Here is a 22,947-nt window from a genome sequence, read left to right as displayed (position 1 = left end):
TTAACTAGCCAAAGCAAAAATTGCTTCAGCCCGTGAGTTCTTTAGCCACATAACCGAGGTTTCTATGCAAACACGAATTGAACATGACACTATGGGTGAGATTGAAGTTCCAAATGAAGCGCTATGGGGAGCACAAACTCAACGTAGCTTACAGAACTTCAAAATCGGGCAGGAGCGTTTACCCCGTGCCATGATTCGAGCGATGGGCTTGGTAAAAAAAGCTGCGGCAATAACCAATGCAGAGTTGGGCCAGTTACCACAAGATTTGAGTCAGTACATTGTAGGTGCTGCCGAAGAGGTGATTGCAGGGAAATGGGACTCACAGTTTCCACTCGTAGTTTGGCAAACAGGTTCTGGTACGCAAAGTAACATGAACTGTAATGAAGTAATTGCAAATATTGCCAATCAAAAGCTAGGCCAAGCGCTCGGAGCACAAAAGCCAGTACATCCAAATGATCATGTTAACCGTGCACAATCTACTAATGACTCCTTTCCAACGGCTATTCATGTTGCGGCAAGTTTGCAAATTAATGAATTACTGATTCCAGCTGTAGAGCAGCTTAAAGCGACTTTGCAGAAGAAGTCAGATGAATTTCAAGAGATTGTCAAAATTGGCCGTACCCACTTACAAGATGCGACGCCACTAACACTTGGCCAAGAATTTAGCGGTTATGTTTCTCAGCTTGAGCATGGTTTAGTACGCTTACAACAAGCTTTAAGTGGTTTGTATGAGTTGCCATTGGGTGGTACAGCGGTAGGAACTGGTTTAAATGCTCATCCTGACTATGCTGTTAAAGCCGCAGCTCAGCTTGCAGCTTTAACGGGTTTGCCATTTGTTACTGCTCCTAATAAATTTGAAGCACTTGCAGGACGTGATGCAGCTGTTTTTGCATCGGGTGCATTAAAAACTTTAGCAGTAAGTTTAAATAAAATTGCTAACGATATTCGTTGGTTAGCAAGCGGACCACGTTGTGGTTTTGGTGAAATTCGCATTCCTGAAAATGAGCCAGGCTCAAGCATTATGCCGGGTAAAGTGAACCCGACCCAAAGTGAAGCAATGACTATGGTGGTTGCACAAGTGCTTGGTAATGATACGACTATTAATGTCGCTGGTGCTTCGGGTAACTTCGAACTTAATGTATTTATGCCAGTAATCGCTTATAACTTACTGCAATCTATTCAGTTGCTTGGTGATGCATGTAATAGCTTTAATGACCACTGTGCAGTAGGAATTGAGCCTAGTCGTGACAAAATTGATCACTTCTTGCATAACTCTCTCATGCTGGTTACCGCATTGAATCCGGTTATTGGTTATGAAAACTCTGCAAAAGTGGCGAAAACTGCTTATAAAGAGAATAAAACTTTAAAACAAGTAGCTGTTGAGCTTGGTTTAGTTACAGCAGAACAATTTGATGAGGTCGTTAAACCTGAAAAAATGGTTTCGCCAAATAGTAAATAAGCGATCTATATAGCCATCAGCCGTATAATTATGTACAGAATGTACAGTTAAACTACTGATGGCTATTATGTTTACTCCTTAAATCTAGAACTTTAACTTATAGATTGAAAAAGCTACATCAGAAGATCTTCTATATATTCCCAGCCATTTACTTTCATTTCTTCAAACTTTCTTTTTAGTTCTTCTTTTGTATATTCATGTGAGTCTTTAGCTAAAAGAATATGATAAGAATTACAGGCTGGGTCTATAGTGACCTCACTAATTTCTACAGGTTCAATCACACCATTTTCGGTTAAACCAAGATCAGTAAAGCACATTCCTTTTACTGGTATAACGCTACATTCATATTCTTTCGAAATAAAGTAATGGTTTGAATAAGTTGAATAGGTACGTGAAGCGCGGATCTTCATTGATCTCTCCTTTATTTGTAGAGAAGATTTGTATAGTCTGGCGTCTTTTAGCAGTTAAAACTGTTTAATTTTTATTGCTTATTTACTATGGATCTTTGTTATTTAAAGTTTTTTTAACAATCTATATCAAAACTATTATAGAAGCCTCCCATCAGAAAGAAGGCTTCAGGAAATATAAAAGCTTATTTTAAAATTTTATAAACTTTCTCTTTGTATTCATCATTGGGAATGACTCCTTTATCGTATTGCTGTTTTAATGATCTATATTGTTGAATACGAATATCCCTTTTAAGGCTTATATCATCATGATTTCTAATATAGTAGAGACTTCGATCATGATTGCTCATGTTCACTGTCGGGTCAGGAAAATGCGAGTAGGTATTTTGTGATTTCTCATCTTGATATTGTTTGGCAATTTCAAAAAAATCTACTCTTTGCTTATTAGAATCGGAGTGAAAAGAATTGTGTTGTGATTCACTAAACTTATGACTTGAAGTGTTACTTACCTCAAGCATACTTCTATGGCGGTTCGATTCTTGGTCATAAAATTCTTGTTTAATTGGGGAAGTAATCGTTTCAGAAAATACCGAAGAAGAAAAAGTACTAATACTTAAAAATAATAAAATTAATTTTGATCTATTCATTTCTTTGGAAGCCCAGATGAAATTGAGTAAATCAATGTATTATAACATTAAATTTAACAGTAGACTAAAAAATAATATATTTAAAATATATGCATTTTTAAATTTTTGAAGTTGTATGAGATTTATTTGCAAGTTTCTAGGTTGTAATTATTTCTTGATTAAGCTTTATCAAACCAACTTAGAGTTGAATAAGCTGCCATAATTGTTAAAATGCCCACCTTATCCTGTTTTTCTATTGTTTTTAATTTTTATTTATTTTGCGATATGGAAATTAAACACATAATAAACAGTTGTTTAGCTAAGGATTTTTGAATGCTCTCGATTTATTTAACAGATACCGAACAACATGTGCAGTTTAATGATTACCCGAGTGATCAGCCTGTTAAATTTCTGTTAAATCTTAAAAAGATTTTTCCAAGTACTGGTGATTTGCTGTTACCTGTTTTGCCTGAAGATAATAATCTGGAAAATGTCACTTGGGAATCAACGACGAAAGACTTTGAAATTTTCAAAAAATTGTTGGCAGGTTGGGGGGTTATTGAGCTTCGTTTAAATGCAATCACCACATATAAAGATAAAAATTTTGCAAATGAGTTAATTAAACTAGCTCAAATGAAGCGAAAAAAAGTAGCACAAAAAAATCATCAACTCTCTTTAGTTGCCTTAGATTACATTTTTATGCACGAAATTCATGCACTCATTGATGCTGAGTTGGTCACAATTGGCGAGAAGTTTTATTTACCAACCTTGAGAGAGCAGTGGAAAGGTCATGTTTCAGACCAAGTGCTTGAAGGAAAGCTTTAATAAATGGCAAAAGGTGAATTTAAATAATTCACCTTTTTTATAATTAAATCAAATACTTTCTTATTTAATTGAATTACTGTACAAAAGTTTACAAGAAAAGAATGCGTTTTTTTAAAAGTGGCAGATACATTGCTTATATAAATACAAAATTATTGCGGGAGAGAGGTTCTTAAGAACCCGCCGAAGGAGCAACAGGCCCGGAAACTCTCAGGCAAAAGGACTGTAATAATTAAAAAATCTGGAGAGCAGCTTAAGATTTATAAGCATGAAGAATAAAAACTTATAAGTCATAAACTCACCGAAGGGGAAGATCGAAATACTAAAAGGTAGTATTTAGGTCGAAACTCTCAGGTACAAATGACAGATGGGCTGTACTGATGAAATGTTTTTGCATTTCAGAGGAGTCTGTTATGCCACATGTTATTGTGATTGGTGCAGGAATCACAGGGGTTACTTCAGCCTATGAATTATCTCAATTAGGTTACCAAGTCACAGTGATTGATCGCCATCTTTATCCAGCTATGGAAACATCATTTGCAAATGGAGGGCAATTATCTGCTTGTAATGCAGAAGTCTGGAACCAGAAAGCGACCGTTATAAAAGGTTTTAAATGGATGAGGCAAAAAGATGCTCCTCTATTACTTAATCCTTCTTTTAGTTTGCACAAATATAGCTGGTTAGTTGAGTTTTTATCTCATATTAAAAATTATGAGGCTAATACGATAGAAACTGTTCGTTTAGCATTGCTTGCTCGTAAGCGCTTATTTGAAGTCGCTGAAAAAGAGCAGCTTCAATTTGATTTGGAGAAACGCGGTATTCTTCATATGTATCATACTAAGGATGACTATGATATTGCTAAGCGAGTTAATGATGTCTTGAATAAAGGAACTTTGGAGCGCTACTCAGTTTCACCTGAAGAAATGAAGTCAATCGAACCTTCTTTAACGGGTGAGTACTTTGGTGGTTATTACACACCAAGCGATGCAACTGGAGATATTCATAAATATTCAACCACTTTAGCTGAAAAGACTAAACAATATGGGGTGCAGTATAAGTTTGGCTTAGAAGTTACTGATATTAAGTGTCATATAGATAAAGTCGTACTGAATTGTCAGCCAAGTGCTGAGCATCCGCATCTTTCCCCAACAGATAGCTTTCAATTAGAAGGTGATGTTCTGGTGGTTTGTGGTGGTGTTGGAAGTTATCAATTGGCTGACATGATTGGTGAGCGTGTAAATGTTTATCCTGTAAAAGGCTATTCGATTACTGTCCAATTGAAAGATGAGAAAAGCATTAAAAATGCGCCGTGGGTAAGTTTGCTTGATGAGAGTGCCAAAATTGTAACCTCTCGTTTAGGACAAGACCGTTTACGTATAGCAGGTACAGCTGAGTTTAATGGTTACAATCGAGACATTCGTGCAGATCGTATTCAGCCTTTGGTTAATTGGGTGAACCGCAATTTTGACATTTCAACTGAGCATGTTGTGCCTTGGGCGGGTTTAAGGCCAATGATGCCTAATATGTTGCCTGTAGTGAAACAGTCTAAGCAATCACGGGTTTTTTATAATACCGGGCATGGCCATTTAGGTTGGACTTTGTCAGCAGCAACAGCTGTTTTGGTGAGTCAGGATATCCTGCAAAAATATCCAGCTTAAAAAGAAAAGCCAGTGTAGATGCACTGGCTTTTTATTTTATATCAATTAATCATATAGCCGATAAACGCCAGTAAATCGCTCACAGCCTTTTTGTTGAGTCTTTACAACAAGTAAGGCCTTTTGGAAATCAAATTTGTATTTGCAATTATGCTCGTTATCTAAAATTTCACTTTTTTGCTCAGGAGAGCTATAAGCCATTAATGAAATAGTTTGGACTTCTTTTCGGTTATTCGGATTACGGTAAGCTAACCCTTCGATCTTGATTTTATCTTTAGCAAGTTGATGAATTTGTAAATGAACAGGTTGGGCTGCAATATGCCCATTTTCAAATTTAAGGTAATGCTGTGTTAGGGTTTGCTTAAGTGAAGCATAAAAATTTAAATCATCACCACGTACGTCAAACTGTTGTTGAATACATGAATTGGTTTTACATTGTTGCGTATGTTTAAACCACAATGTTTGAGTATCTTGTAGAAGCTGTAATGGAGCATCTGTAACTAAGTATGCAGAAAGATATTTGTTATTAAGTTGCTTTCGTGCTTCGCTAAAGTTTTTTGAACAGATTTTGAGCTCTGATTTTGAGTTGGAGCAGTCAATGGATTCTGCAAAAACAAGCGATGAGCATAAACAACTCAATGTCACGACAAAACTTAATCTTTTCAATTGATTCATATCAGTATTCGACGGCATGATCGCTTATACTTTCAGTCTACTTTGCTAAGTGTACTATAGCGAAACACAACGGTTGAATACAAGATTTCTTAAGCTTTTATAATAGAAGGAAAGAGTTTATATGGTTGCTCAAATTCGTATTGGTCAAGGAATGGATGTGCATGCCTTTGAAGAGGGTAACTTCGTAACTTTAGCTGGCATTCAGATTCCGCATACGCATGGCCTGAAAGCACATTCTGATGGTGATGTCGTGTTACATGCACTATGTGACGCTTTATTAGGTGCACTAGCGCTTGGAGATATTGGTCAGCATTTTCCAGATACCGATCCAGAGTTTAAGGGTGCAGATAGTCGTGTACTACTAAAACACGTTTATCAACTAATCTTAGACCGTGGTTATCGTTTAAATAATGCTGATATTACTGTAGCCTGCGAACGTCCTAAATTAGCGAAACATAATTTAGAGATGCGACAAAGCATTGCGGATGTTTTGAATGTGGATTTAAATCAAATTAGCATCAAAGCGACCACTACCGAAAAACTCGGGTTTACTGGTCGCCAAGAAGGAATTTTAGCAACAGCGACGGTATTAATCTCTAATTAGACTAAATTATCAGCTTGTTGCAAAGACTGCTGGAGTTCTAAAGTAGCCTTACGGCCTTGTAGCTGTAAGGTAATACTATGGATAAGACCTGTCCAAGTTTCATTTGGCTCCCAAATTTCGTGCAGTAAATCTTGCGAAGTAGGTATGTCCATATTCATATAAAATTGTCTGTAGACATACATAAGACAACTTACGCGTTTATTTTTGGCACAATGTAACCAAACAATTTCATTTTGAACCAAATGATCAATTAAATCTAAAACCAATAAGCATTGGTCAGAAGATGGTGTTTCCCAGTCAATTGGAATATGAATGTAATTTAAACCATGCTCAAGACAAACCCGATCTTCGTTTTCTATACAATCTGGTGAGTTTGTCAAAGCTAAATTGATAACGGTACTACAACCATACTCTTTAATAAGTTTAAGCTGTTCAATAGAAGGTTGTGCTGAACTAAACAAATGTTCATGGATAATTGAAAATGCAGGGATTTGAGATAGTGATTCTTCAAGGGTTGTCATAATCGCACTCTACAAGAGTAGGCTTGGCTTATTGTGTAGAATGTTATACACGATTCTAGAGTGTAGTTGAAATATAGACTGTTTATATATTCAGCAACATCGTGAAAAATTTTAAGAAAATAAACAAGAAAAATAAGAGTTTTATAGAAATAAAAAAAACAGCACCTTAAAGATGCTGTTTTTTTATCGAGATTAAGCTTTTTTTAAATTTTCATTCAATAAAAATTCCATTAAAGCTTTTTGCGCATGTAGACGGTTTTCAGCTTCATCCCATACAACTGAGTTTTTATGATCAAGCATGGTTTCTGAAATTTCTTCACCGCGATGTGCTGGCAAACAATGCATAAACAAACAATCAGGATGCGCAAGACTCATGAGTTTCTCATTGACTTGAAAAGCTGCAAATGCATTCTTACGTAATTTCTGTTCTTCTTCTTGCCCCATGCTTGCCCATACATCTGTAACGATAAGGTCAGCATTTACAGCTGCATCTTCAGCATTATCAAAAAGCTCAACACAATGTCCAAACTCTGCTAAAAATTCAGGTTTAGGCTCAAAACCCTTTGGCGAAGCAATTTTTAATTTAAAACCCATTAAATGTGCAGCTTCAATATATGAGTTACACATATTATTGCCATCACCAATCCAGGCTACGGTTTTACCTTCGATACTACCGCGATGTTCAATGTAAGTTTGTAAATCTGCGAGTAGCTGACAAGGGTGGTGGTCATCAGTTAGACCATTAATCACAGGAACTTTTGAGTAAGATGCAAAACGTTCAACAATGTCATGACCAAACGTACGAATCATCACAATATCAAGCATACTTGAAATAACGCGTGCTGAATCTTCGATAGGTTCACCGCGACCTAGCTGTGTATCGCGAGGTGATAAAAAGATAGCACTACCACCAAATTGATTAATACCGGCTTCAAAAGAAATACGCGTACGTGTACTCGATTTTTCAAAAATCATTCCCAATACTTTACCAACAAAAGGTTGATACACCTTATTGCTTTGTTGCATTTTTTTTAGTTCGCTTGCGCGCTGTAAAACGCGATTGAGTTCTAATGTAGATAGATCACGTAAAGTCAGGAAATGTCTTAAAGCCATGTAGCTACTCCATAATAATTGTCTTTGAAATACAACAATTATCTGTTGTTGGCTGGGTGGATGTGGGAAAAAAGAAGTCTACTATACTATAAGCATTTCAAAATGCAAAAGAATTAGACTTTATGGTGGCCTTTTAAGAAAATTTCTACACAATAATGAATATAATCAAATACTTCATATTCATTGGTTGGCAGTGGCATGCCCATAATCATACGCCACTCAATATCACGTAAAATCCCAAAATACATGAGAGATGAGTGATCGGGAGAGGTACAAGTAATTTCACCTGCCTGATGAGAAATAAGTAGTGCTTGAGCAATGGTATTTTGTACGTCTTGAGCGCATTTTTCGTATAAATATTGGCTCAAAGTTGCATTACACTGGGTTTGTTCAATAACCAAACGTAAAAAAGCAATATGCTCAGGTTGAATAATGTGGTTATAAAAACGGATGAGAGTTTGAATTAAGTATTCTTTTAAAGAAGCCTGATCTGGTTGAAATGCAATACAAATATCTTTAAAGAACATCTCACGGCGGTAATCGCAAATTGCAGTAAATAAACCTTCTTTATTACCAAAGTATTTATAAATAGAAGCTTTTGAACCACCAGCATGATTGACGATGTCATCTAAAGAGACAGCATCATATCCTTTTTCCAAAAACAGTTCGGTTGCGCTTAGCAATAGTGCTAAACGACGTTCTACACCGCGACGTGTTTGAGGTTTGTCACATATAGGATGATATGACTCAAGGACTGGATCATGCATAAAATTTAATAACGACAATTAATACTGCTTAACTAGTATAACAAAACTATCTTTAAGGATGGTCATCGCTATATTTTTAGGTTGCTTGATAAACAGTAATATAAAATTTAATTTGAATAAATATTTTAAAATACAAATATTTATGAAATATTTTGAAGGTTTTTAATGATGTAACTGTATGTTCACATTTTAGTTTAACCATGTCTTTTCAATGTAAATCAAGATAAAGAAAAAGCGACTAATGGATTTAGTCGCTTTTTCTTTTACGAATGATTATTAAGCTTCAGACAAAGTTACTTTGTGTTCATCCTCATCATCGTCATCAGCAGAATCCATGCCTAGTTCTTTTAACTTTCGGGTTAGAGTGTTGCGACCCCAACCTAATAGCTCGGCTGCATGACGTTTGCGTCCACGAGTTTGCTGTAGTGCAGCATTAATTAAAGTGCGCTCAAACATTGGTGTAGCAATATCCAAAATCTTCATTTCGCCATTCTTGAGTTTTTGAATTGCCCATTGACTTAGTAGCTCATCCCAATGATGTAAAGAAATACGCTCAAAAGATGGAGCAGGTTGGCTAGCTTCACTATTTTTTTGGAGTGGAACTTGTTTAAGTTCTGAAGGTAAATCTTCTGGGTAAACCTCACGGCCAGTAATCATGACGGTTAACCAGCGGCAGGTATTTTCAAGCTGACGAACATTACCGGGCCATGGTAATTGCTGCATATAGTCAGTTGTCTCGGTACGTAAAATCTTTGGACTTACGCCTAACTCTTTACCAGCACGAGCCAAGAAATGTTGAGCTAACATCGGAATATCTTCACTTCGATGTGCAAGCTTAGGAATATGAATACGAATTACATTTAGACGGTGGTATAAGTCTTCACGGAAGCGACCTTCATTTACCAATTTTTCTAAATCTTGATGTGTTGCCGCAACGATCCGAACATCAACTTTAACAGGGATATGCCCGCCAACGCGGTAAAACTCACCATCTGCGAGTACACGTAGTAATCGCGTCTGTGTTTCAAATGGCATGTCACCAATTTCATCAAGGAAGAGAGTGCCACCATTGGCTTGTTCAAAGCGACCTTGATGTTGAGTATTAGCGCCAGTAAAAGCACCTTTTTCATGGCCAAATAATTCTGTTTCGATTAAGTCTTTCGGAATTGCTGCCATGTTTAGAGCAATAAATGGTTTGGCTCTGCGTGGTGAATGCTTATGTAAAGCATGTGCAACTAATTCTTTGCCTGTTCCTGACTCACCATTAATTAAAACGGTAATATGCGACTGAGATAGGCGGCCAATTGCTCGGAAAACCTCTTGCATAGCTGGAGATTCACCAATAATTTCTGTCGATTGTAGCGGAGAAGCAGTTTTTGTAGCCTCTTGTTGCTGCAATTTATTGATATGTAAAATTGCTCGATTGACTAAAGCTAAAGCTTCATCAATATCAAACGGTTTTGGTAAATACTCAAATGCACCAGTTTGATAGCTAGATACAGCAGACTCTAAGTCCGAATGCGCTGTCATAATGATCACAGGCAAATCGGGATGAGAATTTTTTACTTTAGATAAGAAAGTTAACCCATCAATGCCTGGCATACGGATGTCAGTTAAGATGACATCCGGCGCATCATGATGTAAACGTTCGAGTGCTGTTTGAGCTTCTTCAAAATTGGTGACGTCAAATCCTTCTTCTTTAAAGGTCTTTTCAAGTACCCATCGCATGGCGCGATCGTCATCAATAACCCATATTTTATTTCGCGACACGGTCTGACTCCCAAGGTAAATATAAGCTAAACATTGTTTTTCCAGGAACTGATTGGCATTCAATCATTCCGTTATGTTGATGCATGATGTTCTGTGCAATACTCAGGCCAAGGCCTGTGCCTTTTGCTCGTCCTGTAACCAAAGGATAAAACACAGACTCTAAAATGCTTTCGGGAATACCCGGTCCATTGTCCTCAATATCGACTCGTACCGCAGAGCGATTGAGTACACCATTAATAGTGACTAGACGTTGAATTCGGGTACGTAAAATTAATTCAGGCTCTTGATCTATAAAAAAAGATTTATTTTCTGTGATGGCTTGAATTGCATTAACGCTAATATTGAGCATGACTTGGATAAGTTGATCTCGATCGGCTTTTACATCCGGTAAAGATAAATCATAGTCACGCGTAATTTTTATTTTTTTCTTGGTTTGATTTGCGATTAAAGAGCGTACACGTTCCAAAGGTTCATGCACATTTACGTTTTCATAACTCGGCAGTTGTCTTGAACCTAGCATAGTGTCTGCTAAATTGGTGAGGCGGTCTACCTCATTAATAATGACATCTGTAAATTCAGCATAACTCTCGTCATTTAAACTACGAGCAAGTAACTGAGTTGCACCCCTGATACCAGCCAGAGGATTTTTAATCTCATGAGCCACACCTCTAACCAGTTGTCTAGCCACCTGATGTTGTTGAATTAGGTTTTCTTCTTTAGAAATTTTCAACATCCGATCAATTGGATTTAGCTCAATAAGTAAGAGCGGGTGGTAGCTTTTGCCTGCATTTAACTGTGAAACCGTATAATCAACATGTAAGTCTTTAAAGTTGACATTAATTACAGCTTCACGACGTGTATAAGGCTGTCCTGTTTTTAGAGTATTGAGTAACGCTTCATGTGTATTAAAAGTATCATCAGGGGCATGAAGTAAATTTAAAACCGGTTGTCCAGAAGCGCGAAGCAAACTAATGTCAAAAAGTGCTTCACAAGCAGAATTTAAATAAAAAATATTAAAGTTACTATCGATTAGTAAAATCGCAGTAGTTAAGTTGTCTACCAAAAGGCGATAGTCGATAGGTGTGTGTTGATCCATTAGCGAATCGTTCCTGTCTTAAAATGGCGCAATGGCATCTTCATTAGTTATCGGTTTTCACCGTTATAGAACATGCATGATGCAAAATGTACGCCAACTTTGTTTATGGATTATTTTAAGGTTTCAAGCGTAGTTAAAGCGCTCTAAAATCGTTCTTAATATCTTTTGGTCAAAAATATGGATGTATATACCAATAATATCATGATCCAACTTGGTGCAATATTGAGTTTTGGTGCAAATATTGGTTGTATTTTGGTGCATTACACAAAGAGTGGGGTTTCCACCTATGCTTGAGACGAGAAAAGACATACAATACGTGCATTCAAGTGGAGCGCAGATTCATGAAGACCCCCAAAGTCGGTTTTGTTTCTTTAGGTTGTCCTAAGGCATTGGTAGATTCTGAACGAATTTTAACTCAGTTAAAGACTGAAGGTTATCAAGTTGCATCAGATTATGATGGTGCTGATTTAGTTGTTGTTAATACCTGTGGTTTTATTGAATCTGCAGTACAAGAATCGTTAGATGCAATTGGCGAAGCCATGAGTGAAAATGGCCGAGTTATTGTTACAGGTTGTTTGGGTAAAGACGAAGATAAAATTCGTCAAATGCACCCTAATGTTTTAAAAGTCACTGGTGCAGCAGCTTACCAGGACGTTATGGAAGCTGTACATGAATATGTGCCAGCACCGCCTAAACATAATCCCTTTATTGATCTTGTTCCTGAGCAAGGTATTCGTTTAACACCTAAACATTATGCTTATTTGAAAATATCTGAAGGCTGTAACCATCGTTGTACCTTCTGTATCATCCCAAGCATGCGCGGTGATTTAGTATCACGTCCGGTTGGTAGCGTATTAGAAGAAGCTGCCGCATTAAAACGCGCAGGTGTGAAAGAAATTTTGGTTATTTCACAAGATACTTCAGCTTATGGTGTAGATACTAAATATAAGCTGGACTTCTGGAATGGCCAACCTGTAAAAACCAAATTCTTTGACATGTGTGAAGCACTTGGTCAGCTTGGAATCTGGGTTCGTCTACATTATGTATATCCATATCCACATGTTGATGCAGTAATCGATTTGATGGCTCAGGGTAAAATCCTGCCTTATCTGGATATTCCTTTCCAACATGCAAGCCCACGTGTTCTTAAATTAATGAAACGTCCGGCACATAGTGAAAATACTTTAGAAAAAATTAAATTATGGCGTGAAAAATGCCCTGATCTTGTAATCCGTTCTACTTTTGTGGTTGGTTTTCCAGGCGAAACTGAAGAAGACTTCCAGATTTTGCTCGATTGGTTGGTTGAAGCTCAACTTGATCGTGTAGGGTGCTTTACCTATTCACCAGTAGAAGGCGCTACGGCAAATGATTTACCAGATCATGTGCCAGAAGAAATTAAGCAAGAGCGTTACGAGCGCTTTATGCAAGTGCAGCAGCAAATATCTGCTGCCAAATTACAAAAACGTATTGGTCAAACGATGACTGTATTAGTCGATAGTTTGGAAGATGAATATCCTGTTGCTGTTGCACGTTCTTATGCCGATGCTCCGGAAATTGACGGTAATGTCTTTGTAGAAGATATCGATAAGAGCACGATTCAACCAGGCGATATGTTGGAAGTCGAAATTACCGATGCGGATGAATACGACTTATTTGCAAAGTTAATTAAAATTAAATCGGTCTAATCGAATCGCGATTCAAAAAGCATTCAGTTTAAGAGGTCTTGGAGCAAAATCATGGCGGAAACAATCAGCCCCCGTTATTCACGAATTTTATTAAAATTATCTGGTGAAGCTTTATCAGGTAATAAAGATATGGGTATTGATGCTCAAGTTTTAGATCAGATGTCACTTTCTATTGCGCATTTGGTAGGCTTGGGCGTGCAAGTAGGTATCGTTGTTGGTGGCGGTAACTTATATCGTGGAAGCCAGTTGCAAAAAGATGGTTTGGTTGGCCGTGTAACAGGTGACCAAATGGGTATGCTTGCGACTGTCATGAATGGTTTGGCAATGCGTGATGCATTGGTGCGTCGTAACATCAGAACTCGTCTTATGTCTGCACTACCAATTGGTACTGTTGTAGAGTCATACTCAAGTCGTGATGCAATCCGTCATTTAAGCCAAGGCGAGGTCTGTGTTTTCGTTGCGGGAACAGGAAATCCATTCTTTACAACTGATACAGCAGCATGTCTACGTGGTATTGAAATTGAAGCAAATTTAATTTTGAAAGCAACCAAAGTAGACGGTGTTTATAATAAAGATCCAAGCAAATATGAAGATGCAGTGAAATACGATCATTTAACATTTGATCAGGTGTTAGATGAGAAGTTAGGTGTTATGGATTTAACAGCAATTTGCTTATGCCGTGACCACAATGTGCCATTGCAAGTATTTGATATGAATAAATCTGGTGCGCTTTTATCAGTTGTAATGGGTGAAAAAGAGGGTACACGCGTTACTAAATAATGTACGTGTGCCGCAAAGCTCTTTATACTAGCGCTAAATTAAATTTGTTATATACATCCTTGAATAAATAAGTAAGGAAGATCATATGATTAACGATCTGAAAAAAGACAGCGAACAGCGTATGATGAAAACTCTTGAGTCTTTGGAACAAGGGTTTGCTAAAGTTCGTACCGGCCGTGCACACCCATCAATTTTAAATGGGGTAATGGTTCCTTACTATGGTTCTGATGTGCCTTTAAACCAAGTAGCGAACGTTGGTGTTGAAGATTCTCGTACGCTTATCGTTCAACCGTTTGAACGTACAATGGTATCTGCTATTGATAAAGCAATTCGTGAAAGTGATTTAGGTTTGAATCCAATTACTGCTGATTCAATCCGTGTACCTTTACCAGCTTTAACTGAAGAAACACGCCGTGATATGCAGAAAGTTGCACGCAGCGAAGCTGAAAATGCAAAAGTTGCTATTCGTAACATTCGTCGTGATGTTTTAGGTGATATCAAAGCATTGTTGAAAGAGAAAGAAATCTCTGAAGATGATGAGCGTCGTGCAGGTGATGATATCCAAAAAATCACTGATAAATATGTTGCAGAAGTAGATAAGCGTCTTGCAGCGAAAGAAGCAGAATTGATGAAGGTCTAATTTTATGACCGAATCAGAAGAGTATCATCTTCCTAAGCATGTTGCCATCATCATGGATGGCAACAACCGCTTTGCAAAGAAAAATCAAATGCAAAAAGGTGATGGGCATCGAGAAGGTAAAAATATTCTTGATCCTATTGTTGAACATTGTATAAAAACTAGTGTCCGTGCTTTAACTGTTTTTGCATTTTCGAGTGAAAATTGGAATCGACCACAATATGAAGTCGATCTGCTTATGAAACTTCTTGAAGAAACCATTCATGAGCAAATACCTCGCATGAAGAAATTCAATATTGCTTTGCGTTTTATAGGGGATCGTTCTAGATTACCTTCACATTTAGTTGCCTTAATGGAAGATGCAGAGCAACAAACAGTACATCATGACGCCATGACATTAACTATTGCGATTAGCTATGGTGGTATGTGGGATATTGCAAATGCAGCTAAACAAGTTGCCCAAGCAGTTTCACGTGGTGAAATTGACGCTGATCAAATAAATGTTGATTTGTTCGAAAAATATGTCAGTCTAAACGATCTGCCAGCTGTGGACTTGTTGATCCGTACAGGTGGAGATTTCCGTATATCTAACTTCTTGTTATGGCAAGCAGCTTATGCGGAACTGTATTTTACGGATACTTTGTGGCCGGAATTTACAGTCGAGGAATTCGATCATGCACTGAATGTTTTTTCAGGGCGTGAACGTCGTTTCGGTAAAACATCTGAACAAATTCAGCAAGAGAAAATCGAGAAATTATAATGTTAGAGCGGATTGTTACCGCATTGGTACTTGTTGCAGTTGTTTTAAGCTGTATGTTTGCTACGCAATCACATTATCCAATGTTGGTACTTATGATTGTAGCAGCAGCGGTTGCGGGGTATGAATGGTATAAGTTGATGCCTCACGAAGCTGGCGCCGTAGTAAAACCTAAAGCATGGGGTTATGGTCTACTTGTTGCTTTTGTTTCGGGCGTTGCCTTGTTCTTTCACGACATTGCATTACTGCTATGGTCTGCTTCAATTTTAACTTGGCTCGTTAGTGTATATTGGGTTAAGTCTTTTCCTGAATTTGATGGGTGGTATAACGCGACCCTTTATGTCATTGGTTTAATTCTTATCTGTGCAACAGTGACTGCAATTTTTGTAGTATGGCAAAGCTCACCATGGTGGTTGATGTATTTGTTCTTGCTTGTATGGGGTGCAGATAGTGGAGCTTACTTCGTAGGTCGTAAATTCGGTAAGAGAAAATTGGCACCTACGGTAAGCCCTAATAAATCAGTAGAAGGTTTATATGGTGGTATTCTCACTACAATTATTGTAATGCTTGTAGTGCAATATCAATATTTAAACTTAACTTGGGTTCAACAACTTTTATTCCTGATCTTATCTTTAGTCACAGTATTCGGTTCAGTATTAGGTGATCTATTTGAGTCGATGATTAAACGCCGTGCTGGTATTAAAGATTCTGGCCGTGTTTTGCCAGGTCATGGTGGTGTGTTGGATCGTATTGATTCTTTACTCGCAGCAGCCCCGATTTTTGCAACGGGAATGTATATATTAAAGCTTATTGGTGTAGATTTATAGATGACACAATCTGTTTGCATATTGGGTGTAACTGGTTCTATTGGGCAAAGTACATTAAAAATTTTAAGCCAACATCCAGATAAGTATTCAGTCTTTGCAGTTTCGGCACATAGTCGAATTTCTGAACTTGTTGAAATCTGCAAACAGTTCCGCCCTAAAGTGGTCGTTGTTCCTGAAGAGAAAATAGTTGAACTAACCACCTTATTTGCTCAACAAAATATACAAGGTATTGATATTTTAAGTGGGCAAGATGGTCTAGTTGAGATCGCATCACATACAGATGTTGATATTGTTATGGCAGCAATTGTCGGGGCAGCGGGACTGTTGCCTACTTTGGCAGCTGTTAAAGCTGGTAAACGAGTATTGCTTGCAAATAAAGAAGCATTGGTGATGTCTGGTGAAATCATGATGCAAGCTGCTCGTGATCATCAGGCATTATTATTACCAGTGGATTCAGAGCATAATGCCATTTTTCAGTCATTACCTCATAACTATTTACAAGTTGAAAGAACTGGACAACCACAACTAGGCGTATCTCAAATATTGCTAACTGCATCTGGTGGCCCATTCTTAAATCATTCCTTGGAACAGTTGGAACATGTAACACCCCAACAAGCATGTAAACATCCAAATTGGTCAATGGGGCAAAAAATTTCAGTTGACTCGGCTACTCTCATGAATAAAGGGTTGGAGTTAATTGAAGCGTGTCATTTATTTTCAATATCTGAACATTTTGTTACAGTTGTTGTTCATCCACAAAGTATTATTCACTCTATGGTGCAGTATGTTGATGGTTCAACATTAGCACAAATGGGTAATCCTGATATGTGTACGCCAATTGCACATGCATTAGCATGGCCTGAGCGTTTACAAACAAGTGTTCCTGCTTTAGATTTATTTGAGTATTCTCAACTTAATTTTCAGGCGCCCGATACCCAAAAATTTCCTGCATTAAATTTAGCAAGACAAGCAATGCGTGCAGGAGGTTTGGCACCTACCATTTTGAATGCGGCAAATGAAATTGCTGTTGAAGCATTCTTAAAGGAAAGGATTGGATTTACACATATTCCACAAGTGGTAGAGCATACTTTGCAAGAGTTAGAGAATGCCGCAGCTGAAAGTATTGAGTGCATTTTAGATAAAGATAAAGTGGCTCGATCTATAGCTCAGAAATATATATCAAGTATTGGAGGCTGAAATGAATGCGCTTTTTATGATTGCAGCAGCAGCTCTTTTACTTGGTCCTTTAATTGCAATTCATGAGTTTGGTCATTACTGGGTTGCACGCAAACTTGGGGTTAAAGTTTTAGTTTACTCAATTGGTTTTGGTCCAACTTTATTGAAATGGACCTCTAAAAAATCGGGTATCAAGTATCAGCTTTCTGCTTTACCTTTGGGTGGCTACGTTAAAATGCTGGACGAGCGTGAAGGTAATGTCGCAGAACAAGATCTACCGTATGCTTTTAATAGACAAAAACCATGGAAACGTATAGCTATTGTTGCTGCAGGGCCACTAATTAACTTAATTTTTGCTGTACTTCTCTTTTGGGTTTTATTTTTACCAGCACAACAACAATTAAATACCAAAATTGGTAAAATTATTCCAAACTCTCCAGCTGCAGAGGCCCAATTGCATGTGGGTGACAAAATTATTGCTGTTGATGGAAAAGAGACTACAACTTGGGAAAAATTAAATTTTGCTTTAATTGATCGGGTAGGCGAGACAGGTACTGTAAATATCGATGTTGATCGTGCAGGTACAGAGAAAAATTTTGTCTTACCCATTAAAGATTTTTTAAAAAACCAGAATGAATCGGCATTGGATATATTAGGCTTCTTGCCTTATCGTCCTGTAATTCCTGCTGTGGTAACAGATTTAACAGAAGATGGTGCGGCTATTCGTCAAGGAATGAAAGTAGGTGATCGTATTGTTGCGATTGATGGCCAGCCTATGAAAGATTGGTTTGATGTTGTTGAAGTCGTACAGCGTTCTCCAGAAAAATTGCTTAATATTGATGTTTTACGTCATGCGCAATTAGTACATTTACAAGTTATGCCGCAAGGAAAGCGGGATAATATGGGACAGGTCAATGGTGTACTTGGTGTAAAAAGTGATGCTGGAAAAATTACAATTCCTGACGAATATAAGCAAACAATTCAATATACTCCAATACAAGCTTTTGAAATGGCACTAGATAAAACTGGCCAAATCTCTAGCATGATTTTGAATTCAATAGTGAAAATGGTTAAAGGATTAATTGGATTAGAAAATCTTTCTGGCCCAATTACCATTGCAAAAGTTGCTGGACAAAGTGCAGAAATGGGATGGGAAACTTTTATCTCTTTTATGGCTTTAATGAGTGTAAGTCTTGGAATTTTAAACTTATTACCAATTCCAATGTTAGATGGTGGTCATCTAGTGTATTACATTATTGAAGCTATTCGAGGGAAACCTGTTTCTGAACAAATACAAATGTTTGGTCTAAAAATTGGTATGGTACTGCTCGGTAGTATGATGCTTTTAGCTTTATTTAATGACTTTATGCGTTTGTAAACGTATATGGATTTATAACTTACTGGAAAAAACTGGCATGCGGCACACACATTTTTTAATGCCTTTGGCACTTGTTAGCGCTATGGCAGCGGTACAACAAGCATATGCAGCTGATGATTTCGTTGTTAGAGATATTCGTGTAAACGGCTTAGTCCGTCTTACTCCTGCAAATGTTTATACCATGTTGCCAATCAACAGTGGCGATCGCGTTAATGAACCGATGATCGCCGAAGCAATTCGAACATTGTATGCCACGGGTCTTTTTGATGATATTAAAGCATCAAAAGATAACGATACTTTGGTCTTTAATGTTATTGAACGCCCTATTATTTCAAAACTTGAATTTAAGGGTAATAAACTTATTCCTAAAGAGGCATTAGAACAAGGCCTTAAAAAAATGGGTGTTGCAGAAGGTGAGGTTTTTAAGAAATCTGCTTTGCAAACCATTCAAACAGAATTAGAGCAGCAATACACCCAACAAGGTCGTTATGATGCTAGTGTTACTGTTGATACCGTTGCCCGACCAAATAACCGCGTTGAATTAAAACTTAATTTTAACGAAGGAACGCCAGCAAAAGTTTTTGATATCAATGTAATTGGTAATACTGTTTTTAAAGACAGTGAAATCAAACAGGCATTTGCTGTTAAAGAAAGTGGTTGGGCTTCAATTGTTACACGTAATGACCGTTATGCGCGTGAGAAAATGGCTGCAAGCCTTGAAGCATTGCGTGCTATGTACCTTAATAAGGGTTATATTAATTTTAATATTAATAATTCCCAGCTTAATATTAGTGAAGATAAAAAACATATCTTTATTGAAGTTGCTGTTGAGGAAGGAAACCAATTTAAATTTGGTCAAACTAAATTCTTAGGTGATGCGCTTTATAAGCCTGAAGAGTTACAAGCACTAAAAATTTATAAAGATGGCGATACCTATTCACAAGAAAAGGTAAATGCAGTTAAGCAATTACTTCTACGAAAGTATGGTAACGCAGGTTATTACTTTGCTGATGTGAATATTGTTCCGCAAATTAATAATGAAACTGGTGTTGTTGACCTAAATTATTATGTAAACCCAGGTCAGCAAGTGACAGTGCGTCGTATTAACTTTACTGGTAATAGTAAAACTTCCGATGAAGTATTACGTCGTGAAATGCGTCAAATGGAAGGTGCTTTAGCAAGTAATGAAAAAATTGATTTGTCTAAAGTTCGTTTAGAGCGTACAGGTTTCTTTAAAACAGTTGATATTAAGCCTGCTCGTATTCCAAACTCTCCTGACCAAGTCGATTTGAACGTAAATGTTGAAGAACAACATTCAGGTACTACCACATTAGCTGTAGGTTATTCACAAAATGGTGGTATTACGTTCCAAGCTGGACTTAGTCAAACTAACTTTATGGGTACTGGTAACCGAGTTGCAATTGATTTGTCTCGTTCAGAAACTCAAGACTATTATAATCTAAGTGTTACTGACCCATACTTTACTATTGATGGGGTAAGTCGTGGTTATAACGTTTATTATCGTAAAACTAAGTTAAATGATAACTATAACGTTAACAACTACGTAACGGATAGTTTTGGTGGTAGTTTAAGCTTTGGTTATCCAATTGATGAAAACCAAAGCTTAAGTGCATCTCTAGGTATTGATAATACTAAAGTAACGACTGGTCCTTATGTTTCTACCTATGTGCGTGACTATTTATTGGCAAATGGTGGTAAACCAACTGGTAAGTCGAATTGGTGTCCAACTGGTAAGACCGAGACTGACCCTAAAACAAATCAACCAATACCTGATACATGTGAAGGTGGTTTTAAAGAATATGATAGTGCTTTTGATGGCGAGTTCTTTACTTATAACTTAAACTTGGGTTGGTCATATAACACTTTAAATAGACCGATTTTCCCAACATCTGGTATGTCTCACCGAGTAGGTCTTGAAATTGGTTTGCCAGGTAGTGATGTTGACTATCAAAAATTAACTTATGATACACAAGCATTCTTACCAATTGGTAAATCAGGCTTTGTGCTTCGTGGTTATGGTAAGCTGGGTTATGGTAACGATTTACCATTCTATAAAAACTTCTATGCGGGTGGTTACGGTTCTGTTCGAGGCTATGACAATAGTACTTTGGGACCTAAATATGCCAGTGTAAATTTACAAGAAACAAAACAGAATGATCCTTCACCTGAAAATGTGGGTGGTAATGCATTAGTTCAATTTGGTACTGAATTAGCATTACCTATGCCATTTAAAGGTGATTGGACTCGTCAAGTACGTCCTGTACTATTTGCAGAAGGTGGTCAGGTCTTCGATACCAAATGTAATATTAATAACTCTGTATACGGTGATAAAGGCATGATGATTAATGGCCAAAACATTACAGATGTTAAGAAATATTGTGAAGATAACTATGGCTTCGATTTAGGTAACTTACGTTATAGCGTGGGTGTGGGTGTAACCTGGATTACTATGATTGGACCATTGTCACTTAGCTATGCATTCCCGTTAAATGATAAACCGGGTGATGAAACTAAAGAAATCCAGTTTGAAATTGGTCGTACTTTCTAAGTACGATCATATTGAACAACGAAATAAGGAAAGAAATTTACATGAAAAAATTAAATACATTAATGTTAGGGTTAGGCTTGACGGTGGCTTCGGTAGCAGCTAATGCAGCCGGTTATGGGGTCATTGATCTTGCTAAAGTTGTTGAGAGCAGTACTTATTTGAAACAACAAAACGCAAGCTTGAATCAGTCTGTGAAACCAACAACGACTAAACTTGAGCAATTAGGTAAAGAGTTAGAAGGGCTTCAACGTCAAGCGCAGACCCAAGGTCAAAAAATGAAAGAAGATGAGATTAAAAAATTACAATCTCAGTATCAATCAAAGTTAAATGAATTTAATTCAACACAGCAGGGCTTACAGTCTAGAGTTCAAACTAGCTTGCAAAGTATGAACACAACTTTTGAGTCTAGAGTTAAGCAAGCTGCTGAGCAATTACGAAAAGAAAATAATCTTGACTTTATTTTGAATAAAAATTCAACTGTTGCCTATGACGCTAAGTATGATTTAACTGATAAAATGATACAAAAGGTTAATTCAATGAAATAAATTAATGAAAGTGCAACAATTTCGTTTAGATGAATTAGCTCACCTTGTTAAAGGTGAGCTAATTGGTGAAGGTAGTCTTCAATTTTCGAACCTAGCAAGTTTAGAAAATGCAGAGGTTAATCATCTTACTTTCGTAAATGGTGATAAATATCTCGAACAAGCTAAAGCAAGTCGTGCAGGGGCTTTCATTGTTACTGCTGCTTTAAAAGAACATCTTCCTGAAAAAGATAATTTTATTATTGTTGATAATCCTTATCTTGCTTTTGCAATCCTTACTCATGTATTTGATAAAAAGCTTACTTCAAAAGGTATAGAAAGTACTGCTCAAATCCATCCTTCTGCTGTTATTTCAGAAGCTGCTTATATTGGTCACTATGTAGTCATTGGTGAGAATTGTGTAGTAGGTGATAACACAATCATTCAATCACATACCAAACTTGATGATGATGTAGAAGTTGGGAAAGACTGTTTTATTGACTCTCATGTCACCATTACCGGTAGTTCTAAATTGGGTGATCGGGTGCGTGTTCATTCAAATACTGTAATTGGTAGCGAAGGTTTTGGTTTTGCTCCCTATCAAGGTAAATGGCACCGTATTGCTCAGTTAGGATCAGTTCTAATTGGAAATGACGTTCGAATTGGATCAAATTGTAGTATTGATCGGGGTGCTCTTGATAATACAATTTTAGAAGATGGTGTAATTATTGATAACCTTGTGCAAATTGCACATAACGTTCATATTGGTTCAAATACTGCTATTGCAGCTACCTGTGGCATTGCGGGTAGTACAAAAATTGGCAAAAACTGTATTCTTGCAGGCGCATGTGGGGTAGCAGGTCACCTTTCAATTGCTGATAATGTGACTTTAACTGGAATGTCAATGGTCACAAAAAATATTTCTGAGGCTGGAACTTATTCTTCAGGAATTGGATTGTTCGAAAATAGTCAGTGGAAAAAGACGATTGTGCGCTTGAGACAATTAGCAGATGTGCCATTGACCCAAATCACTAAACGACTTGATCATATACAAGCTCAAATAGAGTCTCTTGAATCAACTTTTAATTTGCGTAAATAGAAT

The 22,947-nt window shown here is 37.2% G+C and carries 22 protein-coding genes and 1 riboswitch; of the genes, 14 read left to right on the top strand and 8 right to left on the bottom strand.

Going from position 1 to position 22,947, the window contains the following annotated elements:
* Positions 1-64: 64 nt before the first annotated feature.
* Positions 65-1,459: a class II fumarate hydratase gene (fumC, locus tag J576_RS10060; RefSeq protein WP_002049655.1), complete on the top strand. Its 1,395-nt coding sequence runs from the start codon at positions 65-67 to the stop codon at positions 1,457-1,459.
* A 113-nt stretch (positions 1,460-1,572) separates the two neighbouring features.
* Here fumC and J576_RS10055 read toward each other — a convergent pair whose 3' ends face one another.
* Positions 1,573-1,869, bottom strand: coding sequence for a hypothetical protein (locus J576_RS10055; RefSeq protein ID WP_002049642.1), 297 nt, complete (start codon positions 1,867-1,869; stop codon positions 1,573-1,575).
* A gap of 182 nt (positions 1,870-2,051) precedes the next feature.
* Positions 2,052-2,513, bottom strand: coding sequence for a hypothetical protein (locus J576_RS10050; protein ID WP_002049677.1), 462 nt, complete (start codon positions 2,511-2,513; stop codon positions 2,052-2,054).
* 312 nt (positions 2,514-2,825) lie between these two features.
* On the opposite strand from J576_RS10050, the gene J576_RS10045 reads away from it, so the two are divergent.
* Both J576_RS10045 and J576_RS10040 read left to right on the top strand, forming a co-directional pair.
* Positions 2,826-3,317 (top strand): hypothetical protein, encoded by a 492-nt coding sequence (locus tag J576_RS10045; RefSeq protein WP_002049632.1) that lies wholly within the window; start codon positions 2,826-2,828, stop codon positions 3,315-3,317.
* A gap of 145 nt (positions 3,318-3,462) precedes the next feature.
* Positions 3,463-3,550: riboswitch (glycine riboswitch) on the top strand.
* 177 nt (positions 3,551-3,727) lie between these two features.
* Positions 3,728-4,972, top strand: coding sequence for a D-amino acid dehydrogenase (locus tag J576_RS10040; protein ID WP_002049660.1), 1,245 nt, complete (start codon positions 3,728-3,730; stop codon positions 4,970-4,972).
* A gap of 45 nt (positions 4,973-5,017) precedes the next feature.
* On the opposite strand, the gene J576_RS10035 is transcribed toward J576_RS10040, so the two are convergent.
* Positions 5,018-5,662 carry an A1S_1983 family putative colistin resistance protein gene (locus tag J576_RS10035; protein WP_002049673.1) on the bottom strand — a complete coding sequence of 215 codons (645 nt, stop codon included), beginning with the start codon at positions 5,660-5,662 and terminating at the stop codon, positions 5,018-5,020.
* A 103-nt stretch (positions 5,663-5,765) separates the two neighbouring features.
* Between J576_RS10035 and ispF the strand changes: the two genes are divergently transcribed.
* A complete protein-coding gene (ispF, locus tag J576_RS10030) occupies positions 5,766-6,248 on the top strand; it encodes a 2-C-methyl-D-erythritol 2,4-cyclodiphosphate synthase (protein ID WP_002049661.1) in 483 nt (160 codons plus the stop codon).
* Here ispF and J576_RS10025 read toward each other — a convergent pair.
* The 5 genes from J576_RS10025 to glnL form a co-directional block, all read right to left on the bottom strand.
* A complete protein-coding gene (locus J576_RS10025; RefSeq protein WP_002049618.1) occupies positions 6,245-6,769 on the bottom strand; it encodes a protein tyrosine phosphatase family protein in 525 nt (174 codons plus the stop codon). The two genes, ispF and J576_RS10025, sit on opposite strands and share 4 nt — an antisense overlap.
* Positions 6,770-6,961: 192 nt before the next feature.
* Positions 6,962-7,882 (bottom strand): ornithine carbamoyltransferase, encoded by a 921-nt coding sequence (gene argF, locus J576_RS10020; protein ID WP_002049620.1) that lies wholly within the window; start codon positions 7,880-7,882, stop codon positions 6,962-6,964.
* A 113-nt stretch (positions 7,883-7,995) separates the two neighbouring features.
* Entirely contained in the window at positions 7,996-8,649 is a 654-nt protein-coding gene (adeN, locus tag J576_RS10015) for a multidrug efflux transcriptional repressor AdeN (RefSeq protein ID WP_022575603.1), read from the bottom strand.
* 276 nt (positions 8,650-8,925) lie between these two features.
* Positions 8,926-10,419 (bottom strand): nitrogen regulation protein NR(I), encoded by a 1,494-nt coding sequence (glnG, locus tag J576_RS10010; RefSeq protein WP_004708399.1) that lies wholly within the window; start codon positions 10,417-10,419, stop codon positions 8,926-8,928.
* Positions 10,406-11,515 (bottom strand): nitrogen regulation protein NR(II), encoded by a 1,110-nt coding sequence (gene glnL, locus J576_RS10005; protein WP_002049598.1) that lies wholly within the window; start codon positions 11,513-11,515, stop codon positions 10,406-10,408. The genes glnG and glnL overlap by 14 nt, the downstream gene beginning before the upstream one ends.
* 341 nt (positions 11,516-11,856) lie before the next feature.
* On the opposite strand from glnL, the gene rimO reads away from it, so the two are divergent.
* From rimO to lpxD, 10 genes are all read left to right on the top strand, one after another.
* Positions 11,857-13,200 carry a 30S ribosomal protein S12 methylthiotransferase RimO gene (gene rimO, locus J576_RS10000; protein WP_000856678.1) on the top strand — a complete coding sequence of 448 codons (1,344 nt, stop codon included), beginning with the start codon at positions 11,857-11,859 and terminating at the stop codon, positions 13,198-13,200.
* A gap of 51 nt (positions 13,201-13,251) precedes the next feature.
* Complete coding sequence (gene pyrH, locus J576_RS09995; protein WP_000852257.1) at positions 13,252-13,980, top strand: UMP kinase; 729 nt, start codon at positions 13,252-13,254, stop codon at positions 13,978-13,980.
* Between the two features lie 85 nt (positions 13,981-14,065).
* Positions 14,066-14,620: a ribosome recycling factor gene (gene frr, locus J576_RS09990; protein WP_002049637.1), complete on the top strand. Its 555-nt coding sequence runs from the start codon at positions 14,066-14,068 to the stop codon at positions 14,618-14,620.
* Between the two features lie 4 nt (positions 14,621-14,624).
* Positions 14,625-15,377, top strand: a complete 753-nt coding sequence (gene uppS, locus J576_RS09985) for a polyprenyl diphosphate synthase (RefSeq protein ID WP_002049672.1) — start codon at positions 14,625-14,627, stop codon at positions 15,375-15,377.
* On the top strand, positions 15,377-16,201 hold the full coding sequence (locus tag J576_RS09980) for a phosphatidate cytidylyltransferase (protein WP_033855570.1): 825 nt from the start codon (positions 15,377-15,379) through the stop codon (positions 16,199-16,201). The genes uppS and J576_RS09980 overlap by 1 nt, the downstream gene beginning before the upstream one ends.
* On the top strand, positions 16,202-17,398 hold the full coding sequence (ispC, locus tag J576_RS09975; protein ID WP_002049652.1) for a 1-deoxy-D-xylulose-5-phosphate reductoisomerase: 1,197 nt from the start codon (positions 16,202-16,204) through the stop codon (positions 17,396-17,398).
* A 1-nt stretch (position 17,399) separates the two neighbouring features.
* Entirely contained in the window at positions 17,400-18,755 is a 1,356-nt protein-coding gene (gene rseP, locus J576_RS09970) for an RIP metalloprotease RseP (RefSeq protein WP_002049590.1), read from the top strand.
* Positions 18,756-18,792: 37 nt separating this feature from the next.
* Positions 18,793-21,324, top strand: coding sequence for an outer membrane protein assembly factor BamA (gene bamA / locus J576_RS09965; protein WP_025467787.1), 2,532 nt, complete (start codon positions 18,793-18,795; stop codon positions 21,322-21,324).
* 41 nt (positions 21,325-21,365) lie between these two features.
* Positions 21,366-21,869, top strand: a complete 504-nt coding sequence (locus tag J576_RS09960; protein WP_002049593.1) for an OmpH/Skp family outer membrane protein — start codon at positions 21,366-21,368, stop codon at positions 21,867-21,869.
* Between the two features lie 4 nt (positions 21,870-21,873).
* On the top strand, positions 21,874-22,944 hold the full coding sequence (lpxD, locus tag J576_RS09955) for a UDP-3-O-(3-hydroxymyristoyl)glucosamine N-acyltransferase (RefSeq protein WP_004708409.1): 1,071 nt from the start codon (positions 21,874-21,876) through the stop codon (positions 22,942-22,944).
* The last annotated feature ends 3 nt before the right edge of the window (positions 22,945-22,947 follow it).

Source organism: Acinetobacter sp. 766875, assembly GCF_000582055.1.
Taxonomy (GTDB): Bacteria; Pseudomonadota; Gammaproteobacteria; order Pseudomonadales; family Moraxellaceae; genus Acinetobacter; species Acinetobacter nosocomialis.
Note: the sequence above shows the minus strand (reverse complement) of the source record. Positions and strands in the feature narration are given on the sequence as shown.

Excerpts from the sequence above, each read along its gene's own strand:
- fumC (WP_002049655.1), top strand. The coding sequence starts at position 65 with ATGCAAACACGAATTGAACATGACACTATGGGTGAGATTGAAGTTCCA.
- J576_RS10055 (WP_002049642.1), bottom strand. The coding sequence starts at position 1,869 with ATGAAGATCCGCGCTTCACGTACCTATTCAACTTATTCAAACCATTAC.
- J576_RS10050 (WP_002049677.1), bottom strand. The coding sequence starts at position 2,513 with ATGAATAGATCAAAATTAATTTTATTATTTTTAAGTATTAGTACTTTT.
- J576_RS10045 (WP_002049632.1), top strand. The coding sequence starts at position 2,826 with ATGCTCTCGATTTATTTAACAGATACCGAACAACATGTGCAGTTTAAT.
- J576_RS10040 (WP_002049660.1), top strand. The coding sequence starts at position 3,728 with ATGCCACATGTTATTGTGATTGGTGCAGGAATCACAGGGGTTACTTCA.
- J576_RS10035 (WP_002049673.1), bottom strand. The coding sequence starts at position 5,662 with ATGCCGTCGAATACTGATATGAATCAATTGAAAAGATTAAGTTTTGTC.
- ispF (WP_002049661.1), top strand. The coding sequence starts at position 5,766 with ATGGTTGCTCAAATTCGTATTGGTCAAGGAATGGATGTGCATGCCTTT.
- J576_RS10025 (WP_002049618.1), bottom strand. The coding sequence starts at position 6,769 with ATGACAACCCTTGAAGAATCACTATCTCAAATCCCTGCATTTTCAATT.
- argF (WP_002049620.1), bottom strand. The coding sequence starts at position 7,882 with ATGGCTTTAAGACATTTCCTGACTTTACGTGATCTATCTACATTAGAA.
- adeN (WP_022575603.1), bottom strand. The coding sequence starts at position 8,649 with ATGCATGATCCAGTCCTTGAGTCATATCATCCTATATGTGACAAACCT.
- glnL (WP_002049598.1), bottom strand. The coding sequence starts at position 11,515 with ATGGATCAACACACACCTATCGACTATCGCCTTTTGGTAGACAACTTA.
- rimO (WP_000856678.1), top strand. The coding sequence starts at position 11,857 with ATGAAGACCCCCAAAGTCGGTTTTGTTTCTTTAGGTTGTCCTAAGGCA.
- pyrH (WP_000852257.1), top strand. The coding sequence starts at position 13,252 with ATGGCGGAAACAATCAGCCCCCGTTATTCACGAATTTTATTAAAATTA.
- frr (WP_002049637.1), top strand. The coding sequence starts at position 14,066 with ATGATTAACGATCTGAAAAAAGACAGCGAACAGCGTATGATGAAAACT.
- uppS (WP_002049672.1), top strand. The coding sequence starts at position 14,625 with ATGACCGAATCAGAAGAGTATCATCTTCCTAAGCATGTTGCCATCATC.
- J576_RS09980 (WP_033855570.1), top strand. The coding sequence starts at position 15,377 with ATGTTAGAGCGGATTGTTACCGCATTGGTACTTGTTGCAGTTGTTTTA.
- ispC (WP_002049652.1), top strand. The coding sequence starts at position 16,202 with ATGACACAATCTGTTTGCATATTGGGTGTAACTGGTTCTATTGGGCAA.
- rseP (WP_002049590.1), top strand. The coding sequence starts at position 17,400 with ATGAATGCGCTTTTTATGATTGCAGCAGCAGCTCTTTTACTTGGTCCT.
- bamA (WP_025467787.1), top strand. The coding sequence starts at position 18,793 with ATGCGGCACACACATTTTTTAATGCCTTTGGCACTTGTTAGCGCTATG.
- J576_RS09960 (WP_002049593.1), top strand. The coding sequence starts at position 21,366 with ATGAAAAAATTAAATACATTAATGTTAGGGTTAGGCTTGACGGTGGCT.
- lpxD (WP_004708409.1), top strand. The coding sequence starts at position 21,874 with ATGAAAGTGCAACAATTTCGTTTAGATGAATTAGCTCACCTTGTTAAA.